Source organism: Halobacillus sp. K22, from assembly GCF_052246795.1.
GTDB lineage: Bacteria > Bacillota > Bacilli > Bacillales > Halobacillaceae > Halobacillus.
In genome coordinates this window covers 97,242-110,751 of the sequence record NZ_JBQQCN010000005.1, presented here as the reverse complement: position 1 = coordinate 110,751, position 13,510 = coordinate 97,242, and the positions used below count along the sequence as shown (strand labels likewise).

Here is a 13,510-nt window from a genome sequence, read left to right as displayed (position 1 = left end):
ACTCCCTGCGGGATCTCACCTACTTCCTTCTCCCATGGGAGTCTCGCCACTTCCCCACCAACCCAGCCAAGAGAGAATAACGGACCCTTCCAGAAGAGAGGATCCTCGCCTTCTTAACTGGCCTTAAATGCTTCTATGACAGGCTATTCTAGATCTTAATAGCATGAAAATAGCTTCATATTCACATGCTCTTTTTGCTCCTCAAGAAGATATCTTAAGTGGTTTCGAGTTTCTGATTCGGCCAGGTCCGGAGGGGGACGATGCAGACTCCTGCGGGATAAACATGATCGGTGAGACCCCGGAAGGCGAAGCCTGAGGAGGCTCAGCACATGCCCGCGGAAAGCGAAATCGTCCCCCGCAGGACCTTCCTCATAACCAATATCTCGACACTGAGGCTTCCAGTAACGGGAGCTTAAACTTAAAATCAACAAGGAAGTTTAACAGCGCCAAAAGAAAAGGATGAATATTTTTTACATAAAATTTGAACGAATTATGCTGGCTGTTCGTCTTATAAGTAAGTCGGAAATGAGGAATGATGATGGATTCTAAAGACATTCAACTTGCTGAGCAGGGAGATCAACAGCTTTTAGCTGAACGGCTTAAAGAGAATTACTCCTTTCTTGTCAAGTACGTGTGGAAGATGAGTGGCGATGAGCAATTGGCTTACGACGTAACTCAAGAGACGCTCGTAAAAGCGATACAGAAAATCAGTCAATACAAAGGAAAGTCCAGCTTCTCATCATGGCTCATCCAGATTGCCACGCATACGTACCTGGACATCAAACGAAAACAAAAACGTGCCTTCACCTATGAACAATCCGAAGTAGCACGCATAAATCGGGAAGGTCTGACAGATTCCATACCTGCTGAATGGTATGACGTGCAGCAAGCCCTCCTTCAATTGGAAGACCAGTACCGCATCCCTATTGTATTAAAACATTACTACGGCTATGACTATGAGGAAATAGCCAAGATGACAAAAGTTAAAGCAGGAACGGTGAAATCAAGAGTCCATTATGGGCTTAAACAGTTAAGAAAGGAGCTCGGCGACCATGAAGGATGACAAGAACATAGAGAGCCTGCTGCGAAACACTGCCCGACAAATGGATGAAGAGATCGATGTTGAGGAGCCTTCCCTTGCTTACTTTACTGATTTAGTTCAAAAGGAAACCGAAGCCTGGTATAAAAGGTTGTGGATCGAACTCGCCCTTCTCTGGGTGATGGCTGTCATTTGCCTTGGCGTCTTAGCCGTTAGTATGGTGTACGCCCCTCTTGTATTCATTGGGATACAAGTGGTTTCCGTTATCGTTCTATTCGGTTACTTTCTTAAAGAAAGCTCCAGAACGGTGGCGTGGCGATCATGAAGCATTATGGACCTGAAGAAATCCCATTATGGGGACTTATCTTAATAGGAATCATATTAATCACCCAGAGCTCTGTCCTTTACATTAAAGCAAGGAGAAGAGGCAAAGCCCCATGGTTATGGGGAATAATAGGACTGATCCAATTTCCAATGCCAAGTCTTTTGTACTTGATCCTGAGTAAAACGGTCTGGAATGAGAAAAAGAATGGCGAAGGGCCTGATGATTCATGAAGATGCTGCTGATAACTATAGCTATAGCCGCTCAGCTGCTGGGATATGGGCTGCTCTTTTTTCACCTGACGTCAGGAATTGCCTTAATACTAAGTTCATATTTATTTCTAATCCTCATTATTTGTGGATTGATTCTTGAAAGGAAAAAAGAAATGAGAGAGGAAGATCAACATGATTATCGTGACTACTGATTTTATTCCAGGTTATGAGATTGAAGAGGTCAAAGGATTTGTAAGAGGCAGTACAGTACAATCTAAACATATTGGCCGTGATATTATGGCGGGATTGAAAAACCTGGTTGGCGGTGAGATTACTGACTATACCAACATGATGGACCAGGCTCGCCAGCAGGCGATCGGGCGGATGATTGAGCACGGAGAATCCAAAGGAGCAGATGCAATTATTGCAGTTCGATTGGAGACTTCCAGTATATCAAGTTCCGCTTCAGAGATCATGGCTTATGGAACAGCTGTCAAACTCAACCCGGCTAAAGCCAATAACTAACATATCAGGAGGTTTATGATCATGCTCATGATGCAGGATACCATACAATTTTTAGAGGATAATCTAGCTATTATTGCGCCTCTTATCCTCATACAGATCATCCTTATGATTGCTGCCTTAATCAGTTTAGTTCGATCAGAAGAAACGAACGGACCTAAATGGATGTGGGCTTTAATTATTGTAATCATAAACACGCTCGGCCCCATCGCTTACTTTATTTTCGGCAGGAGGTTTTGACCCATGATTACGGTACACAATCTATCCAAGACCTATCACCAAAACCGTGCGGTTGATGATATTTCTTTTACATTATCCACCGGTAAATGCATTGCCCTTCTCGGACCAAACGGTGCTGGGAAAACAACTGCTCTCCGAATGATGGCTGGACTAATCTCACCTTCCAGCGGAACGGTAGAGATGCTCGGAAAACATTCTGGTGATATCCGTGCCCACATCGGCTACCTTCCTCAGCATCCTCATTTCCACTCATGGATGACAGGCAGAGAATTTCTGATGTATGCCGGTAAATTGGCACACCTTTCGAAAAAAGAAGCCGGGGTCCGTGCGGATCAGCTGCTTACCAGGGTTGGAATATTTGAAGTGAGAAATAGAAGGATTTCCAAGTATTCCGGGGGGATGAAGCAGCGTCTTGGGATAGCTCAGGCGCTGATTCACCAGCCTGAAGTATTGATGCTTGATGAACCGGTTTCCGCCCTAGACCCGATTGGACGGCGTGATGTACTTAATTTAATGGAAGAATTGAAAAAGGAAACGACCATTCTTTATTCCACACATATTTTAAATGATGCTGAAGAATCGAGCGACGAAATCCTTCTCATGCATGAAGGGAAAATTGTAGAGTCGGGTTCGCTTTCTTCCTTAAAAGCAAGGCACAAGGTTGATAAAATTTCTCTTCAATTTGCCTATGATCCCGATACCTATAGACAGAAACTAGACCAGTTAGAAGTAGTCACTCGTACAGAAATCAATAAAGAGATTCTTGATGTGTACGTTACTGACCAGGTCCGGGCACGAGAAGTCATTTTGAATCTGGCATTGAGGGAACACTGGCCGCTCCTCCGATTTGAGATGGGCCGAACAACCCTTGAGGACCTGTTTATGAAGGTGGTGCAAAGTTATGCAGTGGCTGACCGTATTCAATAAAGAACTATTGGAATCGTGGAGAAATTTTAAATGGATCTGGGTTCCTCTTGTTTTTATTTTGCTTGCCATTACGGATCCATTAACAACCTACTATCTCCCTCAAATACTAGAAGCCACGGGCGGGCTTCCAGAAGGCGCAACTTTTGAAATGCCGGAACCTCCCCCTTCCGAAGTTTTCATGATGAGTGTGTCTCAGCTGAATCTCCTGGGTGTACTGATTATCGCTTTAATTACAATGGGCACAATTTCCGGGGAACGTAAAAGCGGTGTAGCCGAGCTGGTTCTTGTAAAACCAATCGCATACCATTCGTATATTACAGCCAAGTGGGCCGCGTATACCTTACTTGTTTGTGTATCCATTTTTATCGCTCTTTCAGCCAGTTGGTATTATGTAAATTTACTATTCGGCGAAGTATCAGCGGCAAGCCTATTCCAAACGGTTTTCTTTTATAGCTTATGGACAACGTTCATACTTGCCATCAGCATTTTTATGAATACATTAAGTAAAACAGCTGGTCTCGTTTTATTCTTCACGATCTCGCTTGTCATCATATTAAACCTTCTTAGCAATGTTTTTTCACATATCGCGGAATGGAGTCCGGCCTTAATCAGTTCACATCTTAGGAATAGTTTAATTACCGGAGATCTGACCAGCGCCCTGTGGGGAAGCGCCGGGATAACAACCCTGTTAATCATCCTTCTATTAGCAGTAGCAACCTATACACTGAAACACAAGGAGATCTCCTGAAAAACTAAATAACCTAAAACATCCACCACAATCTTCCACCTCAGGTCATCCAATTATTGGATATACTTAAGGTGGAAGATTGTCTTCGGTCTAGTTGGGGTATAGACTGGGAGCAAAAAATTTTGCAGAAGGAGAGATCTATTATGAAACCAACCGCGCTAATTACCGGAGCTTCAGGAGGGATCGGCTATGAATTTGCCCGTCTGTTTGCTAAATCAGGATATAATCTAATTGTTGTCGCCCGATCTGAAGATAAACTGATACAACTGAAAGATGAGTTGGGTGGACACCCCGTTACGATCATTCCTCATGACCTATCTGAACCTGGATCTGCAGAAGTTCTCTATAGTAAAGTAAAAGAACTTGGTCTTACAGTGGAAGTGCTAGTGAATAATGCTGGGTTTGGATTAAACGGTCAATTTGATGAACTTCCTCTTCTCGACCAGCAGAAAATGCTTCAAGTTAATGTGAACACCCTCACTGAATTGACTCATTTATTCTTACAGGATATTAAAAGAGCCCCACTTTTCGATATACCAAAAGGAGTCATTAATGTCGCCAGTACTGCTGCTTTCCAACCGGGACCTAAGATGGCTGTGTACTATGCCTCAAAAGCCTACGTTTTATCATTCTCTGAAGCCCTGGTAGAAGAACTGCGCGGCACAGGTATTACCGTTTCCACCCTTTGTCCTGGAGCAACCGATACAAACTTCTTCAAAACGGCTAAAGCTGAGCACACAAAATTGGTCAAGAGTACGATGTCTCCTGTTAATGTAGCGAAAGCCGGCTTTCTTGGTTTCGTGAAAGGAAAAAGAGTGATCGTTCCAGGAGCGGCCAACCAGTCTATGGCCTATGCTTCTAAATTCGTCCCCCGTTCTACAGCAGCTAAACTGGCTCATTATATGGATCAATAGTCACTGCGAGTGACTAAGGTATACATCTTTATCCTCAAAAAAGCAAGGAGCAAACTTCAAAGTTTGCTCCTTTTTGTGTATAATTGGAAGATCATGTTCATTTCTTGAAGAAAAGATGAGGAGGGGGGCCAATTTTGAAAAAAATAATGGGTTACACCTTATTAGTAACTCTCCTGCTTGCAGGTGCTGGAGTATGGGCAGTCCAAAAATATGTTTTAACAGCAGCTGAGGATAATAAAGACATCTCCCCAGAGGCTCTGCGTCAAGCGGAAGAAGTAATTACAGGAGCCATATCAGAGGAAGAGTTGGATAGTTATAAAGAAGCAGGTAAAAATCCATTTGGAAAGGACACCCCTGCTGAGGAGTTGACGGACTATCATTATAAGGAGTATATACATGGAATGTCTCACCAAAAAGTAAAAGCTTCTAAAAAGTGGGGATTCTATGAAATCCATCCTGAACGAATAAGCTGGCTGCTTAAAGGGCTTGAACAGGCAGACGTTGAACATAAGCAGGTGTACAAGAATATTCTGGTCAAATGGGAAGAAGGAAACTTCTCTACAATAGATGAGGATCATAATGCCATTTGGAATTTACAGAATGGAACGATTGGAAAAGCCACCGGCATCCTCTCTCCGACCGAAGAGAAAGATTATATAGAAGGAAAAAAATAAATCTAAAAAACGCTCAGAGCCTCAGCTCTGAACGTTTTTCATTTCTTCTGATGATTTTCTAAATCCATAAAACGAACGATACCCACGGTTTTCGTAATATTCATGGGAAGAGGTTGTAGCAAGCATCTCTACTCGGGTACTTGGATAACACTCATGAGCGGTCCGTACAAGCTGCTCACTAATCCCCTTATTACGGTGACTTTCTTTAATAAGAACCTCACAAATATAGAGTGTCACTGCTCCATCTGTGAGCCCGCGCAGATAGCCTACTACCTCTCCAGCTTCTTCCGCTACAAGAGCAGGTTCTGAATTCAACCAGGAACAACGAGTTTCTTCATTTCTTTCAACCAGTCCGCTCCATCCTTCTTTCTCATTTAATTGCTGGATGTCGTGAAAATCCTTTTCTAAAAATGATCTTATTTGAACGGTCATTCAAAATCATCCTTTCCTGTTGAGTTGCCCCTCACTCTTTCGTCGCCGTCTATTCTCTTTGTAGGGCAAGTTCCCTTAATGGATCACCTACAAACTAGAAACCCTATCCAATCCATAATACTTTTGTGCTAAAATTATAGGGGATGAATTTTACCTAGTCATAAGGAGAGACCCAATATGAAAAAATTTCTTACCTTCCTGGCTGTTCTCATTCTAGCAGGATGTTCATCTGCTGATCTTGCCTTAAGCGACTTAAAAGAAAGCTACCCTGCTGCATTTGCAGAACCGATTGAAACTCTTCCCGAAAGTAAACAAGAACAAATCGGGCTGCCGGATGATCTTCCTTTTGAGGTGAAATCCGTTGAGGCTTCTGCTGCTGAAGATGAAGTTATTGTTCGTTATCAATCTTCAAAAGCTTACAATTTAAACGTAACCACCTTGTTTAATCCAAGTGGAGAGATGGCAGAAACAGACTTGCAGATCCCATTAAATTCCGGATCTGTGGCAGGAGTGCGTGAACAGGAAGAGCAGGTTTTTGTAGAATGGTATAACAGTGAGGAAGATGTCATCTACCAAATAGAATACAGTGCGGCGGATAAAGAAAAACAGACCGAGGAAGCCATGGATATCGCAAATTCCATAAATTAAGGATACGTTCAGGATATCCCTGAGCGTTTCTTCCTCATTCTCCACCTATAATATGCGTTTCTCACCGCGAATCATCAGATCGCAGTTAGAAAACAACCAGGACACGCTTACTATATTAAAATAACTTATATCATTAAGTATCTCAAAATTCCGTCAATTACACAAATATTAAGGCTGAACGCAGAAAAGGCCTGAATCGATATCGGTTCAGACCTTTGGGTCTAGCTCTTTAATTTATCAATGATCTTCTCATCTAAACTTCTTACATGCAGATCCCGTTGCGGAAATGGAATTTCTACACCGTTCTCTCTAAAGATCTCATCAATTCTAAAGTTTAAATTGCTGCGGATTCGTATAACATGCTGAGGATCCGAAATCCAGACAAACAATTCAAAGTTTAGGGACGAGTCCCCAAACTCTTTAAAATTAATAAAAGGTTCCGGAATCTGGCGAACGGTTGGAGAAACCCCCGCCTCATCTTCCGCTACCTGCAGCAGAAGTTTTTTCACTAATGGTACATCACTCCCATAAGCAACACCGACAGGAATGACTAACCTCATTACTTTATCGCTATACGATCGGTTAATCACGTGTTCTTCCAAAAAATACGAATTGGGAACAATGATATGCTCATTATCTAAGGTCTTAATGACGGTCGCTCTCATATTTATACGCTGGACGTCACCGATGATTTCATCCACAATTACGCGGTCGCCCACTTTAATCGGTCTCTCAAATAAAAGAATAATTCCGGAGATGAAATTAGAAGCAATGTTCTGCATTCCAAAACCAATCCCTACCCCTATGACTCCAGCAAAAACTGTAAGGGCGCTCAATTCAAAACCTACCGTTGATAAGCTGATAATAATAGCCAGCACCATGATTAAGTAATGAAAGGCTTTGTCGAATGTAAACTGGACCCCGCGATCCAGCTCATACCGTTTATAAACCCCCGGAAACACATATCCCCGAAAGAGCTTAGATATACGGTTTGTAAGAGAGATAATCAGTACAGCTATGATCAGTAAAAACACAGATACAGGTTCTGAACCAATAGTAAATAATGCACTGAACATCCACTGAGCACTTCGAAAATGGAAAAGTGTATAGATGACTACTCCATATAAAGCAAGCCAGTTAATAATACTTTGCATCATATAAAACAGTCTAGAGCGTTCATCTTTGTTAGAGCTCCATTTTTTTAAGATGCCGATAAGAATTCCTCTAATTACGATCACAGTAATCAATACAATCGCAAATACCACAAATGAATTCAGCCAAAGTTCATTGCCAACCATATTCTTCACACAACCGATCCTTCCTTTAGGATTCTTCTATTTTCTCGAGTTTCTTAAAATTTCTGCTGATCGGTCTCGGTGCTTTCAGCTTATCAAAAAATACTCGATAAGTATTCTTCTTTTCGTCTATATCCACGATATCCCCTTCTCCAAAAACAGGATGCTTCACCCGCGCACCTTTTTCATAAAAGTTTGCAGGTGCTTCTTCCTTACTATGATGAGTCGCTCGTATATATTCTTTCGCTTCTTCGATCAGGGCTTCATCCAATTCTCCAATCCGTTCATAGAGATCATCTTCCACTTCAAAAATAAACCGGGAGGGATATTTCTTCTGGCCTCCATTCTGAAAACCTTCAGACTCCGTCAAATAAAGCTCCTTCTCTGCGCGGGTAACCGCCACATAAGCTAAGCGTCTCTCCTCTTCAAGCGCCCGCTCCTTCCTTTCCCTGAGCGCACGCACATTTGGCAGTACGCTTTCTGTCATCCCAACTACAAACACATAGGGGAACTCCAGCCCTTTTGCCGTATGAATAGTCATCAATTTAACAGAATCCAGTTGATCATCACGATCATCATCGGTGTACAAAGAAATCATTTGAAGGTATTCCTCAAGATTAATATCTTCACCCAATGTTTGCTCATATTGAACGATAGAATGCAGCAGTTCGGTCAGGTTATCAAGACGCTCCTGATCTCCATCCTCACGCCGGTACGCTTCGTACCCCGTTCTCTGCAGAGCTTCCTGCAGCAATTCAGAAACTTTCAACTCTTCTTTTCGCTTCTTTAAATATTCGATAGCTTCGATAAATGAATGGGCACCTGTCCGTTTGAACCGGTCGTGATCCCTGTATTTCTTCAAAGTTTCATATAAAGAGAGATTCTCAGCTTCGGCCCGTTCACGAAGAAAGTGCATGCGCTTTTTACCAATCTGCCGTTTCGGAACATTGACAATTCTCGAAAAAGACAGGTCATCCGCTGCAGCGGTCATTCGTAAGTGCGCTAGAGCATCTTTTATTTCCAGACGATCAAAGAATTTAAAGCCGCCGAAAATGGTGTATTCTATATTGGCACTGATGAGTTCCTGTTCAATGGAGCGCGAAAGATAGTTCGCCCGGTACAGTACCGCGACATCACTATAGCTTGCCTGGCGTGCTTCCACAATTTCTTTTATTCGATTAACTACCCACTTTGCCTCGTCCACTTCGTTCTTTCCGTGGTAATGGACTACTTTCACACCAGGGGGATTATCGGTTTCCATATCTTTATCAACACGAAAATAGTTATTCTGGATGAGCGCGTTCCCAAGAGAAAGAATTTCTGGAGTAGAACGATAATTCTGCTTTAAAAAGATCGTCTGGGTTTCAGGGAAATATTTTTCAAAATCAACCATATATTTAGGGTCTGCGCCTCTCCACTCATAGATAGTCTGATCGGGATCCCCAACAGCGAATAAGTTTCCATGACGGGCTGAAAGCTTTTTCACTAACTCGAATTGCTTCAGGCTGCTGTCCTGAAACTCATCGACTTGGATATAGAAAAGACGATCCTGCCATTTTTCCAGTACTTCCTGATACTGGTCAAAAAGGACAAACACAAAATTAAGAAGATCATCGAAATCCAGCCCATACACCCGCTTTTGTTTCTTTAAATAACGCTGTATAATTTGGCTGTCCATATCTCCAGCATCTTCTACTGAAGGCATTTCACCTCGCAGAATCATTTGTTGTACATAATGAGTGTTTCCTTTTAGAATTCCTATCTTATCGAGCAGCCGTTTAAAGGTTTTATCATTCATCTTTAAATCCATATCTTCAAAAATTTCTCTCAGCAGGATTTTCTGGTCTTCCACATCTAAAATGATAAAGTTTTTAGGATAAAACAACCGGTGGATATCCTCTCGAAGCACACGCACACAAAATCCGTGATACGTAGTGATAAAACCGGTATCCTGCTCCCCTCCGATCAGTTTCTTCACCCGACGTCGCATTTCATGAGCAGCTTTATTGGTAAATGTGACCGATAGTATATTGGAAGGATCTACGCCCAGTTCATTTACGATAAACGCGTAACGATGAGTCAGAGCACGCGTTTTCCCTGACCCTGCACCGGCAATAACCCGGATAAATCCTTCTGTGGAAACAACAGCTTCCTGTTGGGATTCATTTAATTCTGCCAGAAGTTCTTCCATAAAAAAGTACTCACCTTTCAAAGAACGTTTGTTTGTATTATAGCATATCAGGGAAGATAATCAGCAGACCCAATCGTTTAAAATAACTGCTTAAAGGTTATGGAACGATAGAAGGAGTTGAATAAGCATGAAGGAACAACACCAACCATTGTTTGAAAGTAAAACCATACATGACCGCACATTCTCCAATCGTTATGTCGTTGCACCCATGACTCGTATAAGTGCCGAGAATAACGGTATTGCCAATGAGACGATGAAAAAATATTATGAGCGCTATGCTAAAGGAGGATTCGGGACCGTCATTACGGAAGGTGTCTATCCTGATGAAAAATTTTCTCAGGGGTATCCCAATCAGCCCGGCCTTGCAAATGAAGCTCACCGTGATGCCTGGAAACCGATTGTGAAAAGTGTGCAGGAGCATGGAGCGCTTTTTATTGCCCAAATTATGCATGCAGGCGCTCAATCTCAGGAAAACCCTTATGCGGAGCACAATATCGGCCCCTCAGAGGTAGCCCCGAAGAATGACAAGCTTTCTTTCTATGGAGGAGAAGGCCCTTTTCCTGAGCCGAAAAGAATGAGCCACGATGATATTCAAACAGCTGTTGAATCCTTTGGACGTTCTGCTGAACTTGCCAAAGAAGCTGGGTTCGATGGTGTAGAAATTCATGGAGCAAATGGTTATTTAATTGACCAGTTCCTGACCGATTACTTTAACCGAAGAGAAGATGAATTTGGCGGAGATACCAAAAACCGCCTTCGTTTCGCGCTTGAGGTTATTAAAGAAGTTCGGAAAAAAGTCGGGAAGGACTTTATCATAGGAATCCGCATCTCTCAGGGGAAAGCTTCGGATGCTGATCATCGCTGGGCGCTTGGAGAAACAGATGCTAATACTATATTCAGTACCCTCGGAAGCTTAACTCTTGATTACATCCATGTTACGGATGACGACGCTGATAAACCTGGATTCGGTCAAGGTTCCATGTCCATGGCTGAGGCAGCTAAGAAGCACAGTGATCTTCCTGTCATTGCCAATGGTAAATTGACTGACCCTGAAAAAGCCGTTGCTATGCTGAATAACGGACACGCCGACTTTGTGAGCCTGGGGACAAGTGCACTTCAAAATCCTGATGCACCAAAGCGGATTAAAGAGGAAAAACAACTGGAAGAGTTTGATTTCAGTTCGATTATGCTGCCGCAGGCTCATATTAAAGAACATGAATTGAATAAGCATATTCTTGTATGATTAAAAATCCCGCCTAAGGCTATTTAATAAATAGCCTTAGGCGGGATTCTTTTTATTATGAATTTAGCACCATTAAATCTAGTATTGTAACGGGCCCAATTTATCTCGAACCTGAGTCTTACAGAAAACGTCCATACAGGTTAATTATACTAACCACAGTGTTTAATATATTAAAAGTTTGCTTTTAAGCCGGTTTCTAAAAAGTATTTCGTCGCCTGGCGAATGTTCATAAATGAACGCACGTCATTCAGCATAATATTATTTTCTGTGAACTGCCTGACCACTTTAGGACGCATTCCCGCCAAAACAACTTCAATGCCTAATAACTTTAAGGTGTGCATTAAATTTCTAAGCAGAACCGCCCATTCCTGATTAATTTCTGAGATTCCGGAAAACTGGATCACCAGACGAGTGACGCGTTGTTCCTGACACTGAACAGGGACTCTTTCCAACAATATCGAACGCTGCTCTTCTCTCAAAATCGGCTGCAGAGGTAACAGCGCGTAACCCTTTGCGATCAAGACCACGTTTGCGGTCATCTCCTCAATCATATGTATCAAATGCTTTTCTGTCTGGAATTGCACTGTAATGTCAGCAATCCGGCTTAATACATACCACTCGCCCTCGTGAATAAAACGGTTGGTTTTAAATTGAAGAATCATGTCTTTCCCGCGCCAATGAAAATCCAAACACTCTACTGTAATATCTTCTTCTCTTTCAAACGTATGAGTTATCACCCGTTTGGATTGAGGCAGGCTGGGATAAATATCATGAATGTGCTCCCCCACCACCCGTTCTTCTTCTAATTGAAACATTTGAACATAGGCAGGATTTACGTACGTGACTTTGAAATTCTCGTTTAGAATCAATACACCTTCATCTAAAAGATCCATAGCATTTCGCAAGAGCACCTTCATTTCCCCCTCAGCGTGTATCTTACTTTTATTATGAGGCTATTAAGGAGAAAATCAAGAACATTCGACTTAATTTTCAGAAAAAAATAAACCAGGAAGAATCCCCTGGTTTTAGTAACGGCTTATGCCTTTTCCATTTTATCTACTTTAGATATAATTTCTACGTGCTTTAGGTTTCCAATATTATCAAAATCGATCTTAATAAAATCTCCGGGTTTGGCGAACGCAATTAAACGCTCCTTTAATACAGATATTTCATTATTATGAGCATCCTCTTGAATCAGAATGGCATAAGCCCCTTCAAAGCGATCCAATTTGTAGTTGTTCACCTAATTCATCCCCTCTGTAATTTTGAAAAAATGGTTATAAGTACGTATATATAAATACCTTCCCTTCTAATCGCAGGTATAAACTTGTCGAAATTTGGAAGAAACGCATGAATAAGAGTTTTCGGATCCTAATACATTCCCCCTTGGAGGTCCAAGGGGGGTTATTATTTCTGCGGTAAATCCAGTTCTCGATCGCTGCCCCATGTATCTTCCAGATAATCATCACGGCCGGAGTTACCGCGGTAGAAATCATAGCGAACCTTATTTTTCTTATAATAGTCCTGATGATATTCTTCTGCCCTGTAAAATGCTTCAGCCTTTTGAATCGGGGTCACAATCTCACTTTCAAAACGCCCTGATTCCGCCAGCTGCTGTTTAGACCTCTCGGCAGCTTGCTTCTGATCTTCATTATGATAGAAGATCCCTGTTGTGTATTGAAATCCCCGGTCAACGAATTGACCTTCATCGTCGGTCGGATTGATTTGACGCCAAAATACATCCAAGAGCTGTTCATAAGAAATGACTTCCGGGTCATAGTAGACCTGTACGGCTTCCACGTGACCTGTTCCGCCGGAGGAAACCTCTTCGTACGTAGGATTTTGGGTATCTCCACCCGTGTAACCTGATACAACTTCCTGAATTCCTTTTAGTTTCTCAAAAGGAGGCTCCATGCACCAGAAGCAGCCGCCCGCAAAGGTGGCAACCTGGTAACCTTCTGGAACCTGTTCCTTTGTAATAGCTTCACTTTCATAATTTCTTTTGGTCAAATAGGCATAGGCTTCTGGAATCGCAAAAATCCCAATGATCACGAGTATTCCGGCTATAATTAACCACTTTTTCCGCTTCATCATGCTGCCCCA

Annotated in this window: 18 protein-coding genes; 12 read left to right on the top strand and 6 right to left on the bottom strand. The window is 42.3% G+C overall.

What is annotated here, in order from left to right; all coding sequences use genetic code 11:
• Positions 1 to 538 precede the first annotated feature (538 nt).
• The 10 genes from sigY to ACTWPM_RS05840 all read left to right on the top strand — a co-directional run bounded on the left by sigY (position 539) and on the right by ACTWPM_RS05840 (position 5,598).
• Positions 539 to 1,063, top strand: a complete 525-nt coding sequence (gene sigY, locus ACTWPM_RS05885; protein ID WP_443132136.1) for an RNA polymerase sigma factor SigY — start codon at positions 539 to 541, stop codon at positions 1,061 to 1,063.
• Entirely contained in the window at positions 1,053 to 1,364 is a 312-nt protein-coding gene (locus tag ACTWPM_RS05880; RefSeq protein ID WP_443132135.1) for a YxlC family protein, read from the top strand. The genes sigY and ACTWPM_RS05880 overlap by 11 nt, the downstream gene beginning before the upstream one ends.
• Positions 1,361 to 1,594, top strand: a complete 234-nt coding sequence (locus tag ACTWPM_RS05875) for a sigma-Y antisigma factor component (protein ID WP_443132134.1) — start codon at positions 1,361 to 1,363, stop codon at positions 1,592 to 1,594. Before ACTWPM_RS05880 ends, ACTWPM_RS05875 begins: the two co-directional genes overlap by 4 nt.
• Positions 1,591 to 1,785, top strand: a complete 195-nt coding sequence (locus ACTWPM_RS05870; protein WP_443132133.1) for a hypothetical protein — start codon at positions 1,591 to 1,593, stop codon at positions 1,783 to 1,785. The genes ACTWPM_RS05875 and ACTWPM_RS05870 overlap by 4 nt, the downstream gene beginning before the upstream one ends.
• Positions 1,766 to 2,098, top strand: coding sequence for a YbjQ family protein (locus ACTWPM_RS05865; protein ID WP_443132132.1), 333 nt, complete (start codon positions 1,766 to 1,768; stop codon positions 2,096 to 2,098). The genes ACTWPM_RS05870 and ACTWPM_RS05865 overlap by 20 nt, the downstream gene beginning before the upstream one ends.
• A gap of 15 nt (positions 2,099 to 2,113) precedes the next feature.
• Positions 2,114 to 2,335 (top strand): PLD nuclease N-terminal domain-containing protein, encoded by a 222-nt coding sequence (locus ACTWPM_RS05860; RefSeq protein WP_443132131.1) that lies wholly within the window; start codon positions 2,114 to 2,116, stop codon positions 2,333 to 2,335.
• Between the two features lie 3 nt (positions 2,336 to 2,338).
• On the top strand, positions 2,339 to 3,262 hold the full coding sequence (locus ACTWPM_RS05855; protein WP_443132130.1) for an ATP-binding cassette domain-containing protein: 924 nt from the start codon (positions 2,339 to 2,341) through the stop codon (positions 3,260 to 3,262).
• Positions 3,237 to 4,010: an ABC transporter permease gene (locus ACTWPM_RS05850; protein ID WP_443132129.1), complete on the top strand. Its 774-nt coding sequence runs from the start codon at positions 3,237 to 3,239 to the stop codon at positions 4,008 to 4,010. The genes ACTWPM_RS05855 and ACTWPM_RS05850 overlap by 26 nt, the downstream gene beginning before the upstream one ends.
• 143 nt (positions 4,011 to 4,153) lie before the next feature.
• Positions 4,154 to 4,924, top strand: coding sequence for an SDR family NAD(P)-dependent oxidoreductase (locus tag ACTWPM_RS05845; protein WP_443132128.1), 771 nt, complete (start codon positions 4,154 to 4,156; stop codon positions 4,922 to 4,924).
• A gap of 134 nt (positions 4,925 to 5,058) precedes the next feature.
• The gene (locus tag ACTWPM_RS05840; protein WP_443132127.1) at positions 5,059 to 5,598 is read left to right on the top strand and encodes a DUF6241 domain-containing protein; all 540 of its coding nucleotides are present in this window, start codon (positions 5,059 to 5,061) and stop codon (positions 5,596 to 5,598) included.
• A gap of 21 nt (positions 5,599 to 5,619) precedes the next feature.
• Here the strand turns inward: ACTWPM_RS05840 and ACTWPM_RS05835 are convergent, their stop codons facing one another.
• Positions 5,620 to 6,030, bottom strand: a complete 411-nt coding sequence (locus ACTWPM_RS05835) for a GNAT family N-acetyltransferase (protein WP_443132126.1) — start codon at positions 6,028 to 6,030, stop codon at positions 5,620 to 5,622.
• A gap of 177 nt (positions 6,031 to 6,207) precedes the next feature.
• On the opposite strand from ACTWPM_RS05835, the gene ACTWPM_RS05830 reads away from it, so the two are divergent.
• Complete coding sequence (locus tag ACTWPM_RS05830; RefSeq protein ID WP_443132125.1) at positions 6,208 to 6,678, top strand: hypothetical protein; 471 nt, start codon at positions 6,208 to 6,210, stop codon at positions 6,676 to 6,678.
• Positions 6,679 to 6,899: 221 nt separating this feature from the next.
• On the opposite strand, the gene ACTWPM_RS05825 is transcribed toward ACTWPM_RS05830, so the two are convergent.
• Positions 6,900 to 7,976, bottom strand: a complete 1,077-nt coding sequence (locus ACTWPM_RS05825) for a mechanosensitive ion channel family protein (protein ID WP_443132210.1) — start codon at positions 7,974 to 7,976, stop codon at positions 6,900 to 6,902.
• Positions 7,977 to 8,001: 25 nt separating this feature from the next.
• Positions 8,002 to 10,164 (bottom strand): ATP-dependent helicase, encoded by a 2,163-nt coding sequence (locus tag ACTWPM_RS05820; RefSeq protein WP_443132124.1) that lies wholly within the window; start codon positions 10,162 to 10,164, stop codon positions 8,002 to 8,004.
• 127 nt (positions 10,165 to 10,291) lie between these two features.
• Between ACTWPM_RS05820 and ACTWPM_RS05815 the strand changes: the two genes are divergently transcribed.
• Positions 10,292 to 11,407, top strand: a complete 1,116-nt coding sequence (locus tag ACTWPM_RS05815; protein ID WP_443132123.1) for an oxidoreductase — start codon at positions 10,292 to 10,294, stop codon at positions 11,405 to 11,407.
• Positions 11,408 to 11,577: 170 nt separating this feature from the next.
• Here the strand turns inward: ACTWPM_RS05815 and ACTWPM_RS05810 are convergent, their stop codons facing one another.
• From ACTWPM_RS05810 to msrA, 3 genes are all read right to left on the bottom strand, one after another.
• Entirely contained in the window at positions 11,578 to 12,318 is a 741-nt protein-coding gene (locus ACTWPM_RS05810; protein ID WP_443132122.1) for a PAS domain-containing protein, read from the bottom strand.
• Between the two features lie 125 nt (positions 12,319 to 12,443).
• Entirely contained in the window at positions 12,444 to 12,650 is a 207-nt protein-coding gene (locus tag ACTWPM_RS05805) for a DUF3006 family protein (protein ID WP_014642184.1), read from the bottom strand.
• A 164-nt stretch (positions 12,651 to 12,814) separates the two neighbouring features.
• Positions 12,815 to 13,501 (bottom strand): peptide-methionine (S)-S-oxide reductase MsrA, encoded by a 687-nt coding sequence (gene msrA / locus ACTWPM_RS05800; protein WP_443132121.1) that lies wholly within the window; start codon positions 13,499 to 13,501, stop codon positions 12,815 to 12,817.
• Positions 13,502 to 13,510 lie beyond the last annotated feature (9 nt).